The 23,237-nt window shown below is 47.0% G+C and carries 23 protein-coding genes and 2 pseudogenes; 22 read left to right on the plus strand and 3 right to left on the minus strand.

Annotated features, from left to right (window positions below):
- Position 1 precedes the first annotated feature (1 nt).
- The 11 genes and pseudogenes from GCWU000182_RS04540 to GCWU000182_RS09860 form a co-directional block, all read left to right on the plus strand.
- Positions 2-718 carry a pseudouridine synthase gene (locus tag GCWU000182_RS04540; protein WP_023391598.1) on the plus strand — a complete coding sequence of 239 codons (717 nt, stop codon included), beginning with the start codon at positions 2-4 and terminating at the stop codon, positions 716-718.
- A 105-nt stretch (positions 719-823) separates the two neighbouring features.
- Entirely contained in the window at positions 824-2,824 is a 2,001-nt protein-coding gene (locus GCWU000182_RS04545; protein ID WP_023391599.1) for an NAD(P)/FAD-dependent oxidoreductase, read from the plus strand.
- 89 nt (positions 2,825-2,913) lie between these two features.
- Positions 2,914-3,891 carry a polyprenyl synthetase family protein gene (locus tag GCWU000182_RS04550; protein ID WP_023391600.1) on the plus strand — a complete coding sequence of 326 codons (978 nt, stop codon included), beginning with the start codon at positions 2,914-2,916 and terminating at the stop codon, positions 3,889-3,891.
- Positions 3,892-3,970: 79 nt separating this feature from the next.
- Positions 3,971-4,816 (plus strand): FMN-binding protein, encoded by an 846-nt coding sequence (locus GCWU000182_RS04555; RefSeq protein WP_023391601.1) that lies wholly within the window; start codon positions 3,971-3,973, stop codon positions 4,814-4,816.
- A 129-nt stretch (positions 4,817-4,945) separates the two neighbouring features.
- Complete coding sequence (locus tag GCWU000182_RS04560; RefSeq protein ID WP_023391602.1) at positions 4,946-6,070, plus strand: FAD:protein FMN transferase; 1,125 nt, start codon at positions 4,946-4,948, stop codon at positions 6,068-6,070.
- On the plus strand, positions 6,042-7,010 hold the full coding sequence (locus GCWU000182_RS04565; RefSeq protein ID WP_023391603.1) for a UbiA family prenyltransferase: 969 nt from the start codon (positions 6,042-6,044) through the stop codon (positions 7,008-7,010). Before GCWU000182_RS04560 ends, GCWU000182_RS04565 begins: the two co-directional genes overlap by 29 nt.
- Before the next feature lie 100 nt (positions 7,011-7,110).
- A complete protein-coding gene (locus GCWU000182_RS04570) occupies positions 7,111-8,001 on the plus strand; it encodes a helix-turn-helix transcriptional regulator (RefSeq protein WP_023391604.1) in 891 nt (296 codons plus the stop codon).
- Positions 8,002-8,063: 62 nt separating this feature from the next.
- On the plus strand, positions 8,064-8,510 hold the full coding sequence (locus GCWU000182_RS04575; protein WP_023391605.1) for a GyrI-like domain-containing protein: 447 nt from the start codon (positions 8,064-8,066) through the stop codon (positions 8,508-8,510).
- Positions 8,511-8,597: 87 nt separating this feature from the next.
- A complete protein-coding gene (locus GCWU000182_RS04580; protein WP_023391606.1) occupies positions 8,598-9,233 on the plus strand; it encodes a DJ-1/PfpI family protein in 636 nt (211 codons plus the stop codon).
- A gap of 1 nt (position 9,234) precedes the next feature.
- The gene (locus tag GCWU000182_RS04585; RefSeq protein WP_035364099.1) at positions 9,235-9,759 is read left to right on the plus strand and encodes a DUF1697 domain-containing protein; all 525 of its coding nucleotides are present in this window, start codon (positions 9,235-9,237) and stop codon (positions 9,757-9,759) included.
- Positions 9,760-10,263: 504 nt separating this feature from the next.
- Positions 10,264-10,461: pseudogene (locus GCWU000182_RS09860) on the plus strand (GyrI-like domain-containing protein); the annotation flags it as partial.
- A gap of 55 nt (positions 10,462-10,516) precedes the next feature.
- Here the strand turns inward: GCWU000182_RS09860 and GCWU000182_RS04595 are convergent.
- Positions 10,517-11,443 (minus strand): hypothetical protein, encoded by a 927-nt coding sequence (locus tag GCWU000182_RS04595; RefSeq protein ID WP_023391610.1) that lies wholly within the window; start codon positions 11,441-11,443, stop codon positions 10,517-10,519.
- 178 nt (positions 11,444-11,621) lie between these two features.
- On the opposite strand from GCWU000182_RS04595, the gene GCWU000182_RS04600 reads away from it, so the two are divergent.
- Both GCWU000182_RS04600 and GCWU000182_RS04605 read left to right on the plus strand, forming a co-directional pair.
- Positions 11,622-11,849 carry a WYL domain-containing protein gene (locus GCWU000182_RS04600; protein ID WP_035364102.1) on the plus strand — a complete coding sequence of 76 codons (228 nt, stop codon included), beginning with the start codon at positions 11,622-11,624 and terminating at the stop codon, positions 11,847-11,849.
- Between the two features lie 43 nt (positions 11,850-11,892).
- Positions 11,893-12,534, plus strand: a complete 642-nt coding sequence (locus tag GCWU000182_RS04605) for a GyrI-like domain-containing protein (RefSeq protein ID WP_023391612.1) — start codon at positions 11,893-11,895, stop codon at positions 12,532-12,534.
- A gap of 54 nt (positions 12,535-12,588) precedes the next feature.
- On the opposite strand, the gene GCWU000182_RS04610 is transcribed toward GCWU000182_RS04605, so the two are convergent.
- The gene (locus tag GCWU000182_RS04610; protein WP_023391613.1) at positions 12,589-13,488 is read right to left on the minus strand and encodes a hypothetical protein; all 900 of its coding nucleotides are present in this window, start codon (positions 13,486-13,488) and stop codon (positions 12,589-12,591) included.
- Positions 13,489-13,621: 133 nt separating this feature from the next.
- Here GCWU000182_RS04610 and GCWU000182_RS04615 point away from each other — a divergent pair, with 133 nt between their 5' ends.
- The 9 genes and pseudogenes from GCWU000182_RS04615 to GCWU000182_RS04655 all read left to right on the plus strand — a co-directional run bounded on the left by GCWU000182_RS04615 (position 13,622) and on the right by GCWU000182_RS04655 (position 22,857).
- Positions 13,622-15,025, plus strand: coding sequence for a UDP-N-acetylmuramoyl-tripeptide--D-alanyl-D-alanine ligase (locus GCWU000182_RS04615; protein WP_023391614.1), 1,404 nt, complete (start codon positions 13,622-13,624; stop codon positions 15,023-15,025).
- Between the two features lie 377 nt (positions 15,026-15,402).
- The gene (locus tag GCWU000182_RS04625) at positions 15,403-17,289 is read left to right on the plus strand and encodes a hypothetical protein (protein ID WP_023391616.1); all 1,887 of its coding nucleotides are present in this window, start codon (positions 15,403-15,405) and stop codon (positions 17,287-17,289) included.
- The gene (locus tag GCWU000182_RS04630; RefSeq protein WP_023391617.1) at positions 17,286-17,915 is read left to right on the plus strand and encodes an ATP-binding cassette domain-containing protein; all 630 of its coding nucleotides are present in this window, start codon (positions 17,286-17,288) and stop codon (positions 17,913-17,915) included. The genes GCWU000182_RS04625 and GCWU000182_RS04630 overlap by 4 nt, the downstream gene beginning before the upstream one ends.
- Before the next feature lie 270 nt (positions 17,916-18,185).
- Complete coding sequence (locus GCWU000182_RS04635) at positions 18,186-19,742, plus strand: DEAD/DEAH box helicase (protein WP_023391618.1); 1,557 nt, start codon at positions 18,186-18,188, stop codon at positions 19,740-19,742.
- A 32-nt stretch (positions 19,743-19,774) separates the two neighbouring features.
- Complete coding sequence (gene acpS / locus GCWU000182_RS04640; RefSeq protein ID WP_246269771.1) at positions 19,775-20,170, plus strand: holo-ACP synthase; 396 nt, start codon at positions 19,775-19,777, stop codon at positions 20,168-20,170.
- 21 nt (positions 20,171-20,191) lie between these two features.
- A complete protein-coding gene (alr, locus tag GCWU000182_RS04645) occupies positions 20,192-21,355 on the plus strand; it encodes an alanine racemase (RefSeq protein ID WP_023391620.1) in 1,164 nt (387 codons plus the stop codon).
- 1 nt (position 21,356) lies between these two features.
- Positions 21,357-22,019 (plus strand): MBL fold metallo-hydrolase, encoded by a 663-nt coding sequence (locus GCWU000182_RS04650; protein WP_051372925.1) that lies wholly within the window; start codon positions 21,357-21,359, stop codon positions 22,017-22,019.
- A 132-nt stretch (positions 22,020-22,151) separates the two neighbouring features.
- A pseudogene (locus GCWU000182_RS10315) lies at positions 22,152-22,426 on the plus strand (hypothetical protein); the annotation flags it as partial.
- A gap of 8 nt (positions 22,427-22,434) precedes the next feature.
- Complete coding sequence (locus tag GCWU000182_RS04655; RefSeq protein WP_023391623.1) at positions 22,435-22,857, plus strand: arsenate reductase ArsC; 423 nt, start codon at positions 22,435-22,437, stop codon at positions 22,855-22,857.
- 25 nt (positions 22,858-22,882) lie between these two features.
- On the opposite strand, the gene GCWU000182_RS04660 is transcribed toward GCWU000182_RS04655, so the two are convergent.
- Positions 22,883-23,182 carry a DUF5960 family protein gene (locus GCWU000182_RS04660; protein WP_023391624.1) on the minus strand — a complete coding sequence of 100 codons (300 nt, stop codon included), beginning with the start codon at positions 23,180-23,182 and terminating at the stop codon, positions 22,883-22,885.
- Between the last annotated feature and the right edge of the window lie 55 nt (positions 23,183-23,237).

Here is a 23,237-nt window from a genome sequence, read left to right on the forward strand (position 1 = left end):
CATGCGTCTGGATCAAGTCATGAATCAGGCGGGACTAGGTTCCCGTAATCAAGTTAAGCGACTGCTCAAGAGTTGTCAGGTACAAGTCGATGGCCAAGTGGAACGTCGCCCCAACCGTAATGTGGATCCTGGCTTGCAAGAAATCAAGGTCCAGGGGAGAATCTTGACCCAGCCGGCCGAGACCTATTGGCTATTACATAAGCCCCAGGGAGTCTTAACGGCAGTCACGGATGACCGCTTCACTACGGTCATTGACTGCCTGGCTCCTCAAGACCAGGCGCCAGGCCTTTATCCAGTAGGGCGTTTGGATCGGTCTACCACTGGCCTGGTCTTTCTGACCACCAATGGCCCTTTGGGTTATCGCATGTTGCATCCCCAATACCATGTGGAGAAGGAATACCAGGTGGTGGTCAATGGTCCGCTGACCCAGGACCATGTGGCTAGTTTTGCCCAAGGCATTCTGATTGACCAGAATCGTCCCTGTGCGCCAGCCCACTTGGTAATTGAGGCCTCTGGTCCGCAAGAAAGTCGGGCCCGCCTGACTATTCGGGAGGGCAAGTTCCACCAAGTCAAGAAGATGTTTCTGTCGGTGGGTGTCAAGGTGACGCAGCTTCACCGTCTGCGCATGGGCCATCTGGTTTTAGACCAGGACCTAGCCCCTGGTGCCTATCGGCCGCTTAAGCCAGAAGAACTGGATCAATTGAAGCACTATCTTTAAGGATAGTAATGGGAAATATTTAGCAAAAAGTCGATAATCGTTGAGAAAATAGGCTTTTAGCCGTATAATGTATAGTATCAAAAAATAGAGTGAGGAGTGTTGAGCGTGAAAGAAATCGTCATTGTCGGTGCCGGTTATGCCGGTATCTCGGCCGCCCGTAAGTTGGGCAAGACCTTCAAGAATGACGCGGATGTTAAGATTACTTTGGTAGATAAGCATGCCTACCATACCTACATGACTGAATTGCATGAGGTAGCGGGGGGACGTGTGGAAGCTAACGCGGTCAAGTATGACTTACAACGTATCTTCAACAAATACAAAAAAGTACAATTAGTAACAGACACTGTGGTCGGGATTGATGAAGCCACTAAGACAGTCCAAGGTGAAAGCTACAGCTATCATTATGATTATTTGATTTTAGCCATGGGTGGCGAAGCTAACGACTTCGGCGTCGCAGGTGTTAAGGAAAATGGCTTTACCCTCTGGTCACTGGCGGCAGCAGAGCGCATTCGAGCTCACATCAAGGAATGCTGTGCCAAGGCCGAACACGAACCTAACCAAGCTAAACGTCGTGCCTTACTCAGCTTCATCGTCTGCGGTGCAGGCTTTACTGGGGTTGAAATGGTCGGTGAGCTGATCGAATGGGTACCTCGCTTAGCTAAGGATTACCACTTAGATGAAGAAGAATTCTCTGTTCACTTGGTAGAAGCTGCGCCAAAAATCTTGGCTATGGTGACTGAAAAGGAACAAGACAAGGCCATGCGTTACATGACCAAAGTTGGTATCAAAGTCTCAACTGGTGACGGGATTCAAGCCGTTAACAAGCATAATGTAGAGTTGGCCTCAGGCAAGACCATCGACAGCTACACCACAATCTGGACTGCCGGGGTGCAAGGTAATACCGAAGCCAAGGTCTTTGGTTTAGAGACTGGCCGGGCTAACCGTCTGGTGGCTGACCAATACATGGAAGCTAAGGACCACCCAGGTATCTATGTGGTAGGGGACTTGGTTTACTATGAAGATCCAAATGAAGGCGGTCGTCCAACGCCTCAAATCGTTCAGGCAGCTGAACAAACTGGGGAAACCGCGGCCCACAACATCATTGCCGATATCAAAGGAACTGAGAAACACGCCTACAAGGGTAAATACGATGGCTTTATGGTCTCTATTGGCTCCCGTTACGGGGTGGCCTTCCTCATGGGCAAATGGCATTTGACTGGCTTCTTCGCTATGTTGATGAAGCACTTAGTCAATGTGCTCTACTTCTTCACCATTCGTTCCTTCTACTACATGTGGACCTATGTTCGTCATGAGTTCTTCAAGATTAAGGACAAACGCAACATTTTCCGCGGGCATTTAGCTGCTCACGGTAACATCCTCTGGTCCGTGCCACTGCGTTTCTTCTATGGGTCTGTTTGGCTTTTAGAAGGGCTTAAGAAGGCCTTCGGTCTCTGGGGAACCACTAACTGGTTTGGAGACAAGGTTGTCTTCCCATTTGCCTGGTTACAAGAAACTGCAAATGCTGCAGCATCAGCTGTGACTTCTGGGGCCTCTGAGGCAGCTAGCTCTGTGTCATCTGTTGTGACTTCTGGCGCCTCTGAAGCCGTTAGCTCCGTATCTTCTGCAGTGACTTCTGGTGCTTCTGAAGCAATGAGTTCTGCCGCTAGCTCTGCCGGTGGCGCTGTCGCTCAAGCTAGCCATGCGGTCTTCGGCCTCAGCTACGCTTACGGGGAAAGTCCAAAACCTGTCTTAGACGGTATGCCAGATTGGTTCGCGGCTATTATGCGCTTCTTCGTGCCTAACCGCGATATGGCCCTCTTTATGCAAAAATTCATGACCGTTATGGAAATCTTAATTGGGTTAGCCTTGATTGCAGGTCTCTTCGTCTGGTTAATCAATGCCGGGACGGTGGTCTTAGTCACCATGTTCTGCTTATCAGGTATGTTCTACTGGGTTAACATCTGGTTTATTCCAGTTGCTATCGCCCTTATGAATGGCTCTGGTCGGGCCTTTGGTCTGGACTACTGGGTAATGCCTTGGTTAGGTAAGAAGCTGGATCGTTGGCTCTATGGCCGCACCAGTCACCACTATGGTCCACCAGCCTAAAAAATCAAGTAAATAAGGAGGCCCCCGTGTGGGGCCTCGCTTTGTAAGAGGAGCTAGTCTCCTCTCACTTTCTAGAAAGGAGGCCAACCATGGTTCACCCGATATGGGAGTCTTTACCATATATTCAAGAGGAACTCGTGGCGGTCAAAGCTCTGATGAAGTCAGAGCTCCAGCTTAAAATCCCGGATGTCCGAGAGAAAATTCTGGCCTATATGGATGCCCCAGGCAAGTACCTGCGGGCCGGACTCTGTCTGGCCATGGCCCAGCTGACTCCAGAAGGCATCACCCAGTCCAAACGCTATATTGCGGCAGCCATTGAGGTCCTACATTTGGCCACGCTCATTCATGACGATGTCATTGATGAGGCGGATACTCGCAGGGGCATTGAGGCCCTCCATATTCAAAAGTCCAACCGCCTAGCCATCTATGCGGGAGACTATCTTATGACCTATGCGGCTCGCTTGATTCAAAAGAGCCAACAGGAATTTGACCGCAATCCTCTGGATGCCTGGGTGATGGAGGGGATTCTGATAGGGGAGCTTAACCAACTTGCCAACCAATACCGTCAGGGCATGACCATGTATGATTACCTACGACAGATTCGAGGCAAGACGGCCCTCTTATTTGCAGCCGCGACTTTCTTCGGCTACTATAGCCTGAGCCAGTCAGCCCTGCAGAATCGCCAGGCCTTCTACCTAGGCCAAGCCATTGGTATGGCCTTCCAGCTCCGAGATGACCTAATAGACTACCAGGTGGATGCCAAGGTCAGTGGCAAGCCTCGTATGCAGGATGTCCAAAATGGTATCTATACAGCGCCCCTAATTCTAGGCTTGCAGGCGGATCCAAGTCTGCGTCAAGAACTTAAGGAGCGGGGTCAACCTTGGAGCCAGCAAGAGCTAGATCGACTTTATCAATCCCTAGTGGACTTAGGGACTTTGACAGAGACGGAGCGCCTGGTAGACAACTATCTGGCCAAGGCTGAGAAACGACTCAGAGGACTCGGGGGCAAGCAAGAGAGCCAGGCACTAGTCAACCTGCTCAATCAAGTTATGAAGCGACACTTTTGATAGGGGCTTGTCATGGACATGAGACTCAAATTGCGTTAAACTATAGGATGTAAACATATACAGTAAAGGGGTATTTGGAATGAAAAAATCATTGTTAAAATCAACCATGCTCTTAGCAGCCGTTTTATCTTTGGGGACTAGCTTGTCTAGCGTTGTTTTAGCGGAAGATGCTAAACCAGCTGCAACCACTACTTTTGAAGTCAAAGACTTGAAAGACGGCGAATATACCGCTGTGTCTGACGCTGACGAACGTGGCTGGAAACTCCACCACACCATCGTAGTTAAAGACGGTAAAGTCGCTTCTTCTAACTACGACTATGTCAACGACAAGGGCGAGAAGAAGTCTGAAAACGCTGAGTACAACGACAAAATGAAAGAAAAAACTAAAGTTTCTGCGGCTGAAGCCATGAAGAAATTAGACGAAAGCCTGGTAAAAGACGGCAAGGCTGACGTAGTGACCGGCGCAAGCCACACTAGCGAAGTGTTCTTCTTCTCTACTAAGGTACTCTTGAAACAAGCCAAAGAAGGTAAGACTGGCGAAGTCAACATCTCTAAATTACCACTTCAAGATGGCGAATATACTTTGGAAGCACCAGCTGACCAACGTGGTTGGACTACCAAGTTCGTCCTCACTGTCAAAGACGGTAAAGTAGAAAAAGCAGACTACGACATGTACAAAGACGGCAAACGTAAGTCTGAAGATGCTGACTACAACAAGATGATGGCTGACAAGGCTAAAGTCTCTTACGCTGATGCAGTTAAGCAATTAAACGAAGCCTTAGTTAAGTCTAGCAATGCCAATGTAGATGTTGTGACTGGGGCAACCAACACAACTAACGCCTTCAAGACCTATGCTAAACAATTGTTAGAAGCAGCCGCTTTAGGTGAAAAAGAAGTCATCAAAGCTGCCGTTGTTGGCGAATAATAAGTAGTGAAGGGAGGCTGGGATTGTTCCCGGCCTCTATTTTTATGGCTCCAAGCAGAGCCTGCCTGATCTATCAGGTAAGATTAGCAGGTGGCAGACCAAATAGGCTGTCACCAAAAAGGAGTAAGTATGAAGAAAACAACTATAATGCAAGGCTTGGCTTTGGGCTTCTTAATCTTAGGCTCCTTGAGTCCCGTTTGGGTTAGTGCTGAGGAGACCAGTAGCAGCACCAGCCAGTCTGATAGCAGTGCTAGTGCTGAAGCGAGTCCAGAGCCCTTACCAGTAGTCACCACGCCCCTCATGCGGGCTGAGACCAAGCTCCATACGGCCGTCACCCTGCAAATTTTCCATGAGGGGTCAGAGGCCGAAGCGGCCATGACCGAAGCCTACGACTACATGGACCGCATGGAGCAACTGCTATCCACCAACTTGGAAGGGTCGGATGTCTACCGCATTAACCAGGCGGCAGGCCATGAGGCGGTCAAGGTTGATCCAGCCACCCTGACCATTATTAAGCAGGGCCTAGAAACAGCGGAAGTATCAGGCGGGCGCTTCGATATTTCCATTGGGGCCGTGTCCAATCTCTGGAAGATTGGGGATGTAGATGCGCGCAAGCCTAGCGATCAAGAAATTCAGGCAGCCCTGCCTAAGATTGACTACCACAAAATCACTCTAGATGAAGCAGCCCAAACGGTACGTCTGGAAGAAGAGGGCATGGCCCTAGAATTAGGTGGGATTTCCAAGGGCTATATTGCCGACGGCATCCGCAATATCTTCGCCAAACACGGCGTCAATACGGCCATTATCAACCTAGGTGGTAATGTCATTGTCATGGGCACCTCGCCATCCAGTCCTGAGGGTTGGAATGTTGGGGTCCAAGATCCTGATGAGGTGCGGGGTCAAGTCGTGGGAACCAAACGGGTCATCGACGGAACAGTCGTGACTTCTGGAATCTATGAACGTTATGTGGAAGTGGACGGGGTCCGCTATCACCACATCCTGGATCCTAAGACGGGCTACCCGGTGGATAATGACCTGTCAGGGGCGACTATTTTTACCAAAGTATCGCTCAAGGCCGATGCCCTGTCGACCACACTCTTCCTCTTGGGGACCAAGGATGGCTTGGCCTTTATTGAGAGCCTAGATGGGGTTGAAGCGGTGCTGATTGATAAAGATCACGGGGTCCACGTGACTTCTGGCCTCAAGGATAGCTTCCAACTAACGAATGAGGGGTATCATCTTGTTGAAGATTAAGCAAAAGCTAGCGATTTTCTTTGAGTTTGTTGAGCTCAGGACCAAGGTGGCCAGCGTCTTTCCCATGCTGGCGGGCTTCTTGTGGACCTATTATCGCTTGGGGCGTTTCAATTGGGTTAATGCTAGCCTCTTCGCCTTGGCGGTGCTGAGCTTCGATATGTGTACGACGGCCATTAATAATGCCGTTGATTACCACAAGGCCGTGGATCTGGATTACAAAACCAGCGAAAATGTCATTGGGGTCCATCAATTAGATTTTGGGCAAATGGTCCGGATTATTTTTGGCCTCTTGGCCTTCTCGGTTATCGTCTCCCTAGTCATTGTCAGTCGGACGGATGTCCTCCTGCTAGTGCTTGGCGGCCTCTGCTTCCTAATAGGGATTGGCTATACTTATGGACCTATGCCCTTATCACGCCTGCCCCTAGGGGAAGTCTTCTCAGGCCTTACCATGGGTTTTGGCATCTTCTTCCTAGCCGTCTATATGACCGCTTACGACCAGTTGCTTTGGAGCCAGTGGACAGGTGGGATGGTGACCATTGGCTGGAACTGGGCCCTGACCCTGGAGCTCTTCTGCTACAGCCTGCCCCTGGTCAGCTTAATTGCCGGCATTATGCTAGCCAATAATACCTGTGACTTGGAAGTGGATATCCGCAACCACCGCTTCACCCTAGTTTATTACCTAGGCAAAGCGCGAGCGCTAGCCCTCTATACTGGTTTGCAAGTTCTGCCCTGGCTAGTCTTATTGGGCCTGGCTTTGACAGGGCGCCTGCCAATCTGGGGCTTGGTGACTTTTGTTGGCCTGGCTCTCCACTGGCCTAAGGTCCTGGCCTTCCGCGCCAAACAAGTTAAGCGCGAAACCTTCGTCCTCTCGGTCCAATCCTTCGTCTTGGTTGCCAGCCTCTATTGTGCTTGGTTGCTGCTAGGCATCCTCTTGCCTTAACTAAATGAATAGCCTCCCTAGCTTGGATGACAGGTCCGAGTTAGGGAGGCCTTTTTGGGTATGAGAGCCTATGCTATAATAGGATGAAAGGGGTGATAGGATGAAAGCAGGCCGTCTTTTAGGAATTTTGCATTATTTGTTGGCTCATGGCCGGACTCCGGCCCGAGTCTTGGCCCAGCGTTTTGAGGTGACCGAGCGGACCATTTTGCGGGATATGGATGATCTATCGGAATTTGGCGTGCCGGTTTATGCCATTCAGGGCCAAGGGGGAGGCTGGGAAATTGACCGGCGCTATGTCTTGCCGGCTGGACTGCTCCAAGAGCAAGAACAGAGCCAGATTCTGGCCGCACTAGAAGCCAGTCAGGCTGATGATGGACTCTTAGATAAGTTGAAGGCCCATTTCAAAGGCAGTCAAAAAGCTGACCACTGGCTCTTGGTGGACCAAACTACTTGGCATCAAAGCCCCCATCTATCTCATGACTTTGACCTACTCAAGCAGGCTATTTTGGAGCGTCACTTGGTGACCTTTCGCTACTGTTCTAATCAGGGTATCTGGAGTCAGCGGCAGGTGGAGCCAGCTCGGCTAGTACTCAAGCACTATCGCTGGTATCTCTATGCTTGGTGCCGGGAACGGCAAGACTTTCGCTATTTTAAGTTAAGTCGTATGCAGGACCTCCAAGTCTTGACGCAAGGCTTTGAATCGGATTATAGCCACTTGGACTTGCCCCAGACCCTGTCTGAGGCAGACTTAAGTCCAGTCAGTCTACGCTTTGATGACCAGGTGGCTTATCGGGTCTATGATGATTTCGCTGGACTAGCGGTCAAAGATGACCAAGGCAGCCTCCTAGTTGAGACCCAGCTGCCAATTAGTCAGGACCTGGTGGCCTACCTCTTATCTTACGGAGCCCATGTTCAAGTCCTAGCCCCTCAGTCACTAGCCCAATCATTCCAGCATCAAATAAAAGAAATGTGGCAAAAAACTCAACCCTGACAGAAGATGTCGGGGTTAGCTTGCTATACTAGACTTATCAAAGAGTTAAAGGAGGAAGTATCATGACCTACGATGTCAAAAAAGTCGATCCCCTCTACAAGGCCAAGGAGACGCCAGCTCTAGTGACCGTGCCTAGCCAACGCTTCTTAGAGATGACGGGGCAGGGTGACCCCAATGAGGAAGGGGGTGCCTACAGTCAGGCGCTGGCCATTCTCTACGGTGTAGCTTACGCCCTCAAGATGTCCTACAAGACTGACTATGTCATTCCCAACTTCCAGCAATATGTAGTCGCGCCCCTAGAAGGCCTCTGGTGGCAAGAAGACCAGCTTCAAGGGCAAGTCGACTATAGTCACAAGGCTAATTTTCATTGGCACGCCTTAATCCGAGTACCTGACTTCATTCGGCCAGAGGATGTGGCATGGGCCAAGGCGCAAGTCAAAGACAAGAAAGGTCTGGACTGTCAGGCGCTCACACTGGTTAGCTTGGACGAAGGCCTCTGTGTGAAGTAAAAAATATTGGTATTACAGAGAAACATAAAATATGATACAATAAAAACAATTAATAGTTCGATCATTTATCAAAGAGGAGTAAGCATTATGAAAAATATTTATATGTATGTTCAAGATACTATGGCCGATTTTGAACACGGCTACTTGATGCATGCACTAAGTTTACAGGCTATGTTAGGAGAACCTAAAGTAAAATTATTAACGGTTTCTAAAGGGAAAAAGTCTATAAAAACTGCTGGAGGAATGACAATTGTTCCAGATTTTAATCTATATGATATAGATACTGCAAATACAGATGCTCTATTGCTTATCGGAGGAGATAGGTGGTTGAACAATGAGCAAGATGACGTTTTAGAACTTGCCTCTAAACTATTACAAGAAAATATCTTAGTTGGAGCTATCTGTGGAGCTACTTTGGGATTAGCCGAAAAAGGAATTTTAGATAATCGATATCATACAAGTAATGCTTCATTCTTTTTAAGCCAGATGAGCCAACATTATCGAGGACATGATTATTATAAAGATGAGATTGCAGTTCAAGACGGAAAGCTTATTACTGCGTGCTCAGCCGGGTCTTTATTATGGGCTAAGTTTATTGTCGAGGAGTTGGGACTGTATTCAAAAACTACAGTCGAAGCATGGTTTAATTATTTTTCAACGGGAGATCCTCAATATTATGTCGAAATGATGAACTCTCTAGAAAAAGATGCATTGGAAAGTTAATATGAAAAAGATTATTTTCCTTCGTGGAGTAACACCAACTGGTACCAATAGAATTCCAAAAATGTCTTATTTAGTAGAAATCCTAACAGAAGTTGGTTTTTTAAATGTTCAAACATATATTCAGAGTGGGAATATACTGTTAGAATCAGAGTTATCTGACGAAGAAATCAGAAAGTTAGTTCATGATACGATTTTGGATAAAATTGGAGCTGATTTATCAATAATTATCAAAGAAATTAATCAATTAGAGATTGCTATTCAAGAAAACCCATTTGATAATACTTATGAGAGTTCTCGTATTCATCTAGTTTTTACTAACGAAGAGATTCCCGAAAGTACTCTAACAGAACTTAGTAGAGAGAATTTTGGAGATGAAGAGTTCTATGGTGGTAACGAGTGTTGTTACCTATATTTACCACGTGATGCTCGAAAAAAACGTTTAAACACTAATTATCTTGAAAAGAAATTTGGAATTCGGATGACTATGCGAAAATTGAGTGTAGTTAACCGACTTTCAAAGTTTTAATCAGACAGAATCAGATAAAATTATATTAAAAAAACCTAGAAACACTTGAATCCTGTCAATAATTTTGTGTAAACACTCACGAATAGTTTCAGAGTGTTAATCAAATAAGCTTTAAGTGTGTTAAAACAGTAGCTAACCCCTTTTTGGATTCATTTAATTTGCTTGAAATTATAATCTTTAAACAAGATAACTACATAACGTTCCATATCCTCCTTGTTAGGGGAAAGAAGCTTCTTTTTGTTTGAGATCCTAGATATAGTTCTATTGAGTTTCTTTATTTTTGGAATTCTAAAAGACATAAAGGGTTTAAGCCAAACAAAAGGCGACTAAATATCTAGACGTAATCTAATTTGAATTATCTTTATCCGGGGAATGAGTCCGTGTCTTTAACGGGGTTACCAAAAAGTTACAAAAATTTGAAAAATGAGTCTATTTTGCAAGATTCAAAAAGCTTAAAACCCTATTAAATCAAGGTTGTAAGATTTAAATAATGTAGTTATGGAACTCTGTGTCCAGTGCCTGCACCTGGGGAGCTATGGTAAGGAGCCTGCCACCATGGCTAAGATGCATGCCTTCATTGAGGATTCTGGCTATGAGTTAGACTTCCAAGAGGGCCGGCACCACCATGAAATCTACCTGTCCGATCCCCGGCGGGTGGCGCCGGACAAGCTTAAGACGATTTTGCGGGTGCCGGTTAAATGATATTAAGAGACATCAAAAAACGAGACTGGGTCAGCGATGCAGTCTCGTTTTTTGATTAGTTGACATTATGGCTTTCATTTGGGGCGAGTTCACTGGCATCAGATTGGTCTGAGATTGGCGCCTCCTGATAGCCTTCTTTCTCCATATGACGCCGCCAGTCACTGGTTTTAACTTGCGTGATTGCCAGCAAGGTATCATCGGTCAAAGTGATGCGACCAGACGCATCGTAGTGGAAGACTAGGGTCAGAGGCCGTCTCGGTTCATAACCATCTAAGTAGGCGACACGAACTAATTGCTTACTATGCTTGATGGCGTAAGTTTTCATAAGGCTGCCTAGCAGCCAGCGATCAAAGCGATTCTTTTTCGTTTTGGTACTTAGGCTGAGACTTAGGTCATTTATAAAGGGTCTAATCTCTGATTCGAAGTTGTCCAAGGATTGCAATTCGCGATTGTAATGGTCCTCGTCTATGCTACGTACCAGCACTTGAGCAGTCACGGTATCACCCTGTATGTCTAGGGAGACAATCTCATAGGCGTTAGCGAACTGCAAGGATTTCATGGTGAGTTTCAACAAATCCTCGACAATTTTATTGGCGCTATAGGTCTCGGCGAGGAATGTCACTTGATAGTCCTCCGGAAAATCCCATGAGATGGCATCACGGTAGGCTTGAAGGGTTAAGTTTGCAATCTTTTGTTGCAGTTTGTAATCATCCATCTGAAAGAGGTCCATACGCTTGTTTGCACCATTTTCATAGTAGAAGGCCTGAAGGACAAAATTAAGATCATCGCGAACTTGTTCTTGGGAGCGCGGCGCAGGATGAAGCGTGAGAGACTTTGACTCAATGGCGTTATCTGGCTCTGAGCGATAGTAAAAGTCTCCATTATAACGATCTGGCTTATCTGTAGCCGAAACAGATAGAGTTATCAAGAAATGCGTGCTAAATAAGACTAGGGCTAAGAGGATTAATTTAAAGCGTTTCATCGAATCACTTCCTTCTATAAATAGTTGCCTTAATTACAAGATATCAAGCTAAGGCATCTATGTCGTTTTTTTGCAACGAGGCATAGGATAAAGGCTCTATTTCTATAAATCGGTTTTCTATCGACTTTCGCTTGAGCTATTTGATGAATCACTGGCTTGGTCAGAGGAATTGGACCAGGTGGCCTATCGGGTCTATGATGATTTCGCCGGACTAGCGGTCAAAGATGACCAAGGCAGCCTCCTAGTTGAGACCCAGCTGCCAATTAGTCAGGACCTGGTGGCCTACCTCTTATCTTACGGAGCCCATGTTCAAGTCCTAGCTCCTCAGTCGCTAGCCCAAGAATTCCAGCATCAAATAAAAGAAATGTGGCAAAAACTCAACCCTGACAGAAGATGTCGGGGTTAGCTTGCTATACTAGATGTATTAAAGAGTTAAAGGAGGAAGTATCATGACCTATGATGTCAAAAAAGCCGAGCCCCTCTACAAGGCCAAGGAGACGCCGGCTCTAGTGACCGTGCCCAGCCAACGCTTCTTGCAGATGACGGGGCAGGGTGACCCCAATGAGGAAGGGGGTGCCTACAGTCAGGCGCTGGCCATTCTCTACGGTGTAGCTTACGCCCTCAAGATGTCCTACAAGACTGACTATGTCATTCCCAACTTCCAGCAATATGTGGTCGCGCCCCTAGAAGGCCTCTGGTGGCAAGAAGACCAGCTTCAAGGGCAAGTCGACTATAGTCACAAGGCTAATTTTCATTGGCACGGCTTAATCCGAGTACCTGACTTCATCCGGTCAGAGGATGTGGCATGGGCCAAGGCGCAAGTTAAAGCCAAGAAAGGTCTGGACTGTCAGGCGCTCACACTGGCTAGCTTGGACGAAGGCCTCTGTGTCCAGTGCCTGCACCTGGGGAGCTATGATAAGGAGCCTGCCACCATGGCTAAGATGCATGCCTTCATTGAGGCTTCAGGCTATGAGTTAGACTTCCAAGAGGACCGACACCACCATGAAATCTACCTGTCCGATCCCCGGCGGGTGGCGCCGGACAAGCTTAAGACGATTTTGCGGGTGCCTGTTAAACCTAAGGCTACCTAGTAAGAAAGAGCCCTTATCGCTAAGATAAGGGCTCTTTTACTATAAATTAGTTTTCTATCGACTTTCGCTAGAGCTATCTGATGAATCACTGGCTTGGTCAGAGGATTGGGAGTCGGATGGTTTCTTCCAGTCGCGGTTTTTGATTTGGGTAATGGCCAGCAGGGTCTCATCGGGAAGGGTCAGGCGACCTTGAGCATCGTAGACAAAGGTTAATTTAATCTCGTGTACGCGGGTTGGATATTCTAGGGGGACCCGGTGATTGCCGTCGATATTTACCTCATTGATAGCATAATTCTTGAGCGCTCGGTTAATGAGGAGGCTAGCTGCTGGACTCTCAGGAAGGTCCTTTGTGTACTTAGCTCGCATTTTTTCAATATAGGGCATGATCTCAGATTGGAAGTTTGGTGCATGTTGTAGCATGACTTCATACTGGTATTGATCGATATAGCGAACCTCAACGGAAGCATTGACCGTGTCGCCGTCTATTTTGAGGTCTTTGATGGCAAATTTATTGGCGACCTGATGGGAGTCCACCATCACCTTAATGCTGTCACGAAGCTCCTTACCGAGGGTGACTGGTTTGCCTAGGAAGTCAACGCTATAGTCGGCACGGATAATGTCGCCGTATGGCTCTTTCAAGGCGGCAATACTAAGTTCAGTCAACTTATCATATAAGGCTTCATCATCCATTTGCACTAAATCAGCCCGTTTAGGGGCACCAGAATTATAGTAAAAGGCTTGGAGGGCGAAGGTAACATCTTCACGTACCTGGTCTTCAGTTCTTGGCGCCGGATGGAGGGTAAGGGTGGTGGCAGGAATGGCATCGAGGGGTTCTTCAATATTGGTGAAGTCTTTATCACGGATATTGATGATTCGAGGCGCTGCTTGGACCATAGGACCGGCTAGGCAGGTTAAGGCTAAGCTAGCTAGCAGGACTTTTTTGAGTGCTTTCATAGAATCACTTCCTCTGTAATAAATATATTAGGATAATGATACCATAATAGGATGGGCTTGTCTTCCTTTCAGTGCAATTTGTGGCGAAATGGTGTAAACTAGTAGGTGATAAGACAAGAATGGAAGTGACTGTATGAAAGCAATCCGTCTCATGGACGTTGTAAAATATACCAAGGCCATCGACTATACGGCCAAAGATCGTCAGATTTCAATCACCAGCGTCGAATTTGATGCCCGCAAGGTGACACCTGGCTCTCTATTCGTTCCGCTAGTAGGGGGAGCGACAGACGGCCATTCCTATATTCAACAAGCCCTCGATAATGGGGCGGTGGCCACCCTCTGGTCCGCAGACCCAGCTCAGGCGCCGAGTGATGACCTAGCAGTGGTCTTCGTTGATGATACCCTCCAGGCCTTGCAAGACTTGGCTAATTTCTACCGTCGGGACCTTAATCCTATTGTGGTAGGGGTGACGGGGTCAAACGGCAAGACCACGACCAAGGACATGACCGCTATGGTTCTCCAAGCCAAGTACCGGGTTCACAAGACTCAGGGTAACTACAACAATGAGATTGGCTTGCCTTATACCTTACTTCAGATGCCAGAAGATACCCAAGTGGCGGTCATCGAGATGGGCATGTCCGACTTCGGGGAAATTAAGCAACTGAGTGAGATTGCCCAACCTGATATTGCGGCCATTACCCTGATTGGCGAGAGCCACCTAGAGTTCTTGGGTTCCCGGGCCGGGATTGCCCAGGCTAAGTTGGAGATTCTATACGGCCTCAAGCCAAATGGCGTCTTGCTCTATCCAGCCAATGAGCCATTGATTGAATCCGAAATGCCTGAAATTGATCAGCCAATTTACCTACGTTCTTTTGGCTTCACAGACCACGCTGATGCCTTCGCCTATGACATGGTGGAGGAAGTGGACCGAACCTACTTCAAGACCAATCTGGAACCTAACGTCACTTGCACCATTCCAGTCCTAGGGGCCTACAATGTCAGCAATGCCCTGATTGCCCTCAGTGTGGCAGAGCTATTGGATGTGCCACTAGAACAGGCAATCTTCCAATTAGCCAACTTCCAGTTGACGGCTAACCGCCTAGAATGGCTGACTACCCACCAAGGGGCGCGTCTACTTAATGATGCCTACAATGCTAGCCCAACCTCCGTCTTAGCCGTGCTTAAGAGCTTGGCTGCCCTTAACTTGGCGCCTGGCCAACGCCGAATTGCTGTCTTAGGAGATGTGCGCGAACTAGGTGAAGCCAGTGCCCAACTACACCGTTCCCTTGCCCAAGGCCTAGCGCCAGAAAGCTTCGAGCGGGTTTACCTCTTTGGTCCAGAAATCGCTAGTCTCTACGAGACCTTGCAAGACCGCTATGAAGCCAGTCACCTCTTCTACGAGCCAGCTGACCACAGCCGCTTAATTGCGCAATTGCAGGCTGATTTGACAGATAAGGACCTAGTCCTAGTCAAGTCTAGCTTCGGAACAGACCTCTTGCAGGTAGTCACTGCCCTAACTGGTAAGGAGACACACTAAAAGAAAAGAAGAGCGACAAGCAGGAGATGGCTTGTCGCTTTTTTGCATAGGATGAAGGTGGATAGGGAGCAATTGGCTTAGCAATCCTATTGCATATAGTAAAGTAAGGTTGTACAATTATGGTAGCGTAACCATTTCTTTTCTCTCTTGGATTTATGGGATGTAGGTGCTATGAAAAATGAAAAATATTATCAAGTGGAATCTCCTATTATTTTTCTCAATATTAACCTGTTTTTCATCATATACAATGGTGCAGTGGGAGCAAGATGCTCACCTGCGACAACTCTTCTTGCTCCCTGATTCCTATCAACAATTCAGGGTGCCAAGCTATATCAAAGAGCCAGAAAAAAGAGCGCGACTAAAGCAAAAAATTAGTGATGCTGAGCCAAGAATTTGATGTCAATCTTGTGGTCAGAATCAGTAATTTAAGTGCTACTTCATTTCAAGAAAGTTATCAGCAAAGAGATAGCTCGCGGAAGAATTTTGATTATTTCATAACAAAATTGAATCGAAGTCAACTTTTGGACCACCTAGAAATGAAGCCTCAAGCAGATGAGAGTTCGGGTCTTATTGCGTCAAGGGTGTATAACAATGGGCATTTCTCTGTCTATCAGTTTGAGCAATTAGAAGACCATTTTTATAGTCTGTTTCTTGAGACGGATAATCCTCAAACCTATTCAGCTTTCCTCAAGCAATTTCAACTAGCCTACAATGAGGTAATGGGGACAAACTATGGCTTGCAAGCCTTCCAATATAAGGGTGCCAAAGAAAGTATCCTAGGTAGAAATTTCAAACCTGCAATCAAAAGTATGATTTATGGTGCCATTATTTGGCTCTTACTCCTGATGGTCTGGCTACTCAGTAAGTCGAAAGAATTAGCTGTACTGAGAATGCATGGTTATAGCAGTCTTCATGCTTTGTGCCATCTTTGCCTTGATCGCGTAAGCCTTGGTTTTTTACTGACCAATTTGGCAGTTAATCTCTGGTTGATAAAAGATTTGAGCCGCTTAAATTTCCTATGGATAGGGCTGATTTACCTAGCTATCGCTTTGTTAGCTTGGTTGGTTATTGGCCTGCTCTCTTGGCTACCCATAAATTCTCTCTTGGGGCAATTGAAATTTAATCACTACTTTTTAATGCCTGTCATTGCCACTAAACTATTTGGTTTCTTTATTTGCTTTAGCCTGCTATTGCCAATTACGGGTTTGATGGCGGTCTATCGGGGAGGAGAGCATGACCCGTCTCTCAATAATTATGGAGTCCTCTATCCAGGGTTTCCTGGCAAGGACTTCTTTGCTGCGCGAGACGGGGACGACATCTACCGTGGTCTTTCTTTAGTTCCTTTATTTAAATATCTGGATCGCTTTAATTTAATTATCTTTGATACCAGTCAATTGGCTAGGCCTGGTTTTAATCAAGAAAAGCCATTCGGTAATCGTGTCATGGTAAATGAATATTACCTTCATAAGTATCCTTTGCTGACGACAAAAGGTCAGCCGATAAAAGTAGATACAGAGTCGCCTAAACGTATCGTAATAGTGCCTGACACACTCTTGCCATATCTCAAAGAAATTAGGGACTATTATGCAGAAAAAAACAGGAATACGGAAGTGCTTGAACAAGATGTGGAAATCTACGTTCGCGATAGTAAGCAAGCCATTGTTGACCTCAATCATCCTGGTCGTAAGCTAGCTGAAGATGTGATTTTTCTGGTTCAGAAGTACAATGATTATGACCTCAATTGGTGGTATATAGGGGGGATTGGGCTGGAGTCTCGAGCTAAGATTGATATGACGATGATGACTGCGCAAGACTATAGGGATTTAAAGAATCTACTCAAGGACTTGGCCCAAGATGACAATTTTGCCTACCTCCTGCCTATCTCCAAGGTCAAGGAAGAACGCTATAAATTAATTATTGGGGAAAATGTGGTCTATCTAAGTCAAATTGGCTTTGCTGTCTACTTGTTGTTTGGCATTACGCTGCTAACGGTCTTGTTATACACTAAAGTCTATGCTAATAAGATTGCCGTAAAATACCTTCATGGCTATTCCTTATCCCATTCCTTTGCTTGGCTTTATCTCATTCTAACGATTCAAGCCCTCATCTACGTCTTGTATATTTGGGGGAATGGCATGGCGGGTGAGTTTTATCTGGCCCTTGCCTTAATAACTTTAGGTGAGTTAGCAATGATAGGATACAGTATTCGCTCTATTGCCAGACGTCGGATTGTCGATTACATTCAAGGAGGCGAAAATACATGATACACTTAGCCCATATTGATAAAAAATTTGGCCGACACCAAGTCCTTAAGGACGTCAATCTAGATGTTCCTGCACACTCCTTTACAGTTATTCATGGCAAAAGTGGTAGCGGCAAGTCTACGCTGCTCAATATTTTAGGTCTTTTGACTCATTATGATGCGGGCCAATACCAACTGTTTGGACAGCCCGCACCTGCACCCTACAGCAGTCAAGCCATGAAATTGCGACGGGAAGCAATTTCCTATGTTTTTCAAAATTTCGCCCTTATCGACAATGAAAGCATCGAGCAGAATCTTAAGCTAGCCAGTCACTATCTGCCTAAGTCTCAAGCTAGCCGACAGGCCATGCTAGCGGCTTTAGAGGCAGTGAATCTCGACTTGCCACTTAAGACCAAGGTCTACACCATGTCAGGCGGAGAGAAACAACGCCTAGCTTTGGCTCGACTCAAATTACGGGACAGTCGTCTCATTCTAGCCGATGAGCCAACAGGTTCCCTAGACGCCGAGAATAAGACGATTATCATCCAATTACTCAGATCATTTGCTGACCAAGGAAAGGCAGTGCTTGTCGTAACCCACGACCCAGATTTCCTCGAGGTAGCCGACTCAAGGATGGAGTTGAATTAGGCTAGATGAGCTATGGCCTCTAAAGCCACGATTTATAAGTAAGTCAGGATGTCATTTGCCTGGTCCTCTCAGTTGTGTTTCCCTCTTAGTCATGGTACACTAAGAGTTAGAGGTTACAACCATACAACGCGTTAACAAAGCAACATGTGTAACTTGACCGCTTGATGGCCGACGGATTCGGCATCGCCGGCGGTCAATTTTGATGTCTTGATGACAAGATGCCACTGGAATCAACCCCAAAATTTTAGATAGAAAAGAGACGATATACCTTTGAAATTTACAGAACTTAACCTGATTCAGCCCTTGCTCGACTCACTAGCCGATATGGGCTTTGAAGAGCCAACCCCGATCCAACAACAAGCAGTGCCTGTGGCCTTAGAAGGCCAAGACTTGATTGGTCAAGCCCAAACAGGGACCGGGAAGACGGCGGCCTTTGGCTTGCCAATGCTCAATAAATTGGACAAGAACCAATCTGCCATCCAAGGCTTGGTAGTAGCCCCAACCCGGGAATTAGCCATCCAAGTACAAGAAGAACTCTACCGCTTAGGTAAGTACCAACGTGCCCGTATTTATGTGGTCTACGGGGGTTCCTCCATCGGTAAGCAAATCGAATGGATCAAGCGTAATCAACCACAAATCGTGGTCGGGACACCAGGTCGTATTCTAGATTTGATGCGTCGTAAGGCACTTAGCCTCAAGCATCTCAAGACCTTAGTCTTAGACGAAGCCGACGAAATGCTCAACATGGGCTTTATTGAAGACGTCAAGGAAATCGTGGCGACCACGCCAGCTTCACGTCAAACCCTCTTGTTCTCAGCGACCATGCCACCTGAAATCCGCAGCTTAGCAGACCAATTCCTTAAGGAACCTGCTCACGTCAAGATTGAAGCCAAGCAAATGACCGCTGACTTGATTGAACAGTTCTTCATCAAATGCCGGGATGACGAGAAGTTTGATATCTTCACTCGCTTGTTGGATGTTCAGATGCCAACACAAGCCATCGTCTTCTGCCGTACTAAGAAGCGGGTTGACGAAGTGGCACGGGGCCTCAGCCTGCGCGGCTACAATGCTGAACTCATCCACGGTGACATCCCGCAACAGAAGCGGACTAGCGTCATCAATGCCTTCCGTCAAGGTCAAGTAGAGCTCTTGGTAGCGACTGACGTGGCGGCGCGGGGCTTGGATATTTCCGGCGTGACCCACGTCTACAACTATGATATCAGTCAGGACCCAGAATCTTACGTTCACCGTATTGGTCGTACAGGCCGTGCCGGCAACGAAGGCATGTCCATCACCTTCGTGACGCCAGCGGAAATGTCTTATCTGCGTGTGATCGAAGATTTGACCCGCAAACGTATGCAACCAATGAAGCCGCCAACCTTGAAGGAGGCGCAAGCAGGTCAGGTTCAATCATTGATTGATCAGCTTAACGAGACCTTGGAAGCCGGCGATGCTGATGAGCACCGCAACACGGCCAAACTCCTGCTCAACCACTATCAAGCTAACGACTTGGTAGCGGCTATGTTAGGGCAAATCCTGTCTAGCAACAGCCAAGTAGAAGTTCAAATTTCACCACAAAAACCATTGCCAAATGCCCACCGCAAATCCGGTGGCTACAAGACTGGCAAGGGCGGCGGCAACGGCCGTCGTGGTCATCACGGTAAGAAGCGGGACTTCCACAAGGACCGTGGCGACCGTCAAGACCAAGGTCATAAGGAACGTTTTGACCGCAAGGACAAGCGGCCACGTTCAGCTGCTAAGCCTGTAGGCAAGCCTAAGGCGGACGGCGGCAAGAAACAATATACCATTAAAAAACGAACCAACTAACCAGAGAATAAGCCCAAAGGAGCGTGGCGATCGTGCGTATTGGAACTGACATTATTGAAATCGACCGAATTCAAGAAGCAGTGGCGCGGTCGCCACGCTTTGCCTCTAAGGTCTTGACGACAGAAGAATTGGCGCGCTATGAAACTATGAAGGAGAATCGGGCCCTTGAATTCTTGGCCGGCCGTTTTGCCGCCAAGGAAGCCTATGTCAAGGCCTTGGGGACAGGCATTGGTCGGATTCGCTTCACCGATATGAGCATTGCCAACAAGCCATCGGGTGCCCCTTATTTTGCGGTGGCCCCCCTGACGGAAGGCGTCCAGCTTAGCATCAGTCATTCAGACCACTATGCTACGGCCACCGTCCTGATTGAGCAAGACGAAGCCAGCTTGCAGGCGGCTTTGGCCCAGTATTTGACTAGAGAAGATTAGAGTAAAAGGTAGGAAAGTCTTATGTCACAAGCCAGTGAACACCGCCCAACAGTGGCGATAATTAATCTCAATGCAATTCAACACAATGTGAGGGAAATGAAGCGTCATCTGGAGCCAGACCAGGCCCTCTACGCCGTTGTTAAGGCTAACGCTTACGGGCACGGGGCAGTTGCCGTCGCCAAGGCAGCCCTGGCAGCCGGCGCGCAAGGCTTGGCCGTTGCTACCGTTGACGAGGGGATTGAACTCCGTCAAGCCGGCCTCCTAGCCCAGCCTATCTTAATCTTGGGCTTGGTAGATCCTCGCGCCATCGCTGAGTTGGTCTACTATCGCCTGACCGTCATTGTCTCTGACCTAATCTGGTTCCAGGAAGCCTGGGCTCAGTTAGTGTCCAACCACCAAGAAAGCCTCTTGGATGATGCCAAGCTCAAGGTTCATCTGGCCTTGGATACGGGCATGGGGCGCATCGGCCTACGGACAGTAGAAGAAGTCCAAGCCTTCGCTGAGGGCATCCAGGTCTTTCCTTGGGTCAACTGGGAAGGGGTCGACACTCACTTCTCAACTGCCGGCGGGGGTGACCCTGCCTATGTGGAGACCCAGTGGGCTAAGTGGCAGGAGCTACTGACCGCTGTACCGGACTCGGTTACTGTGCGACACTATGCTAACTCCGCCATGGGCGTTTGGTTCAAGCGTCAGCCTGTTTCTTCCATTGAGCGTTTTGGTATCTCCATGTATGGCATGCATCCTAAGGACGAGCGTTCTAGCCTGCCCATTGATTTGCAGCCAGCCCTCCAATTGATTTCAGAAATTGTCTACGTCAAGCAAGTGGAAAAGGGCAGCAAGATTTCCTACGGGGCAAGCTATGAAGCCCAGGAAGATGAGTGGGTTGCGACCATTCCAATCGGCTATGCAGACGGGTGGTTCCGCCACTACAAGGACATTCCTGTCTTGGTGGAAGGCCATGCTTGCCCAGTCCTTGGCGTCATCAATATGGACCAACTTATGATTCGTTTGCCGCATCAAGTGCCAGTGGGAACCACCGTTACCTTGATTGGTCAGGACCACCACTTGGAGAACCATGCAGCGGATTTGGCTCGCCTGGTTGGGACCATTTCCTATGAAATCTTCTGCGGGCTCAGCGATCGCATTCCACGGATTTACCTTCAAGATGAGGAAGGGGAGGACTAAGATGCTTACTGTTCATCAGCTGACCGTCGGGTCACTCGAGGAAAATACTTATGCAGTCGTCAATGAAGCTGGCCAGGCCCTCTTAATCGATCCAGGGGCTGACGCGCCTAAGATTCTGGACTGGATTGAGTCCAGGGGTTGGGCGCCACAGGCCATCCTTCTGACCCATGCCCACCACGACCATATCGGGGCAGTGGATGCGGTGCGGGACCGTTATGGCATTCCACTCTATATGCATCCAGTGGAGTCAGGCTTCCTCAATCAACCAGAACTCAACCTGTCGGCTTACTGGGGTCAGCCTTTTACGGCGCGTCCAGCAGAAGTCCTCTGGGAGGATCTAGGGGATAAGGAAGTGGCGGGTTTCCACTTCAAAGTGGTCTTCGTGCCAGGCCATAGCCCAGGCCACGTGGCTTATATTTTTGCTGATGACCATTTCGTACTATCCGGTGATACCATCTTCGCCCAAAGCATCGGGCGGACGGACCTGCCAGGTGGCTCCTACATTGAGCTTATGCAGTCCATCCATCGGGAGTTGATTCAGTTGCCAGAAAACTATGTCCTCTATCCAGGTCACGGCCCGGCTGTGACCGTCGGCGAGTCCTTGGCGACTAATCCCTATTTTGAAGTCTTTCGCAATTTGTTTAAGCATCGGTTTGAAGAATAAAATAGTTGAAGGGGTGGTGAGGACTGACCCCAAAAAGTGAGAATTAAATAAAAACACCTCCAAGTTGGATTTGGTACAATATAATCAAATGCACACGGAGGTGTTTTTATTTAATTCTCATTTACGTGGGTCAGTGCCAAAGGTTATGAAGTTTGGGCAAGAAAACACAATATCAAAACAATGGCTGATTCAATATTAAACTTAGAGAACAAGGAATTAATTCAATTACACAACTCGATGATCTAATCAAAAAATCTGCCGATGATAGACAAGTCTTGTTAGATAAAATAAAGATAATTGAAGAAGTTAAGTGGATTAACAAGATACTAGATCATACTTCAGGAAAACTGGCCGTTATTGAATGGACAAAAGAAGATCTTTGTGGTGATAAACTTTATCAGATATAGGAGGAAAAATGAAGAAAACTAAAGTTGCCTTTGTGTGTGTTCACAATTCATGCAGAAGTCAAATCGCTGAAGCACTGACAAAGAAATTTGCAGGAGATTCTATAGAGGTATATTCTGCAGGAACAGAATTAAAGGATCAAATTAATCAGGATGCAGTAAGACTTGTCAAAGAAATATATGCAATTGATATGGAAGAGACCCAAAAGCCAAAACTTTTAGATGACATTCCTGAAGTGGATTATCTTATTACAATGGGATGTAATGTCGTTTGTCCTATTTTACCTTACACTGTTAAAAAAGATGATTGGGGACTTGAGGATCCTAGTGGAAAAAATGATCAAGAGTTTATTAAAACAATTAAGGAGATTGAAAGTAAGGTTCATAAATTAATAGAGGAAGTTGAGGCAATTTATTTTCGTGTGGAATTATAAAAAGGAGTCATCACTTGATGAACTCCTATTTTGAGGCTATATAAGTTGCAGTTTTCTTATATGTATAACGATAGATTAGTGGATTCTCATCTAAGGTGCTTATGTCGAAAATGAAGAAGTGATCAAGGTTATCTCTAGCCTTTTCCTTATTGAGGACAAAGTAATTCTTACGAGAAGTTGCCATTGTTTTGAGGATATTATCAGTCAGAAAGGTCAATGGAATATTCATGTTGGAGTAGCGGTAGAAGTCACGTTCAAAATCTTGGTGGCTCTCGCTGTAATAGTCCATTTGTAGGTGATTACGCTGAAATTCAAGCTGATTCATAGAGCACCTCCTCAACAAGTTCAATACTAATAATGTTATGTACTTAAAGTCTTAT

It is taken from the genome of Abiotrophia defectiva ATCC 49176 (assembly GCF_000160075.2).
Taxonomy (GTDB): domain Bacteria; phylum Bacillota; class Bacilli; order Lactobacillales; family Aerococcaceae; genus Abiotrophia; species Abiotrophia defectiva.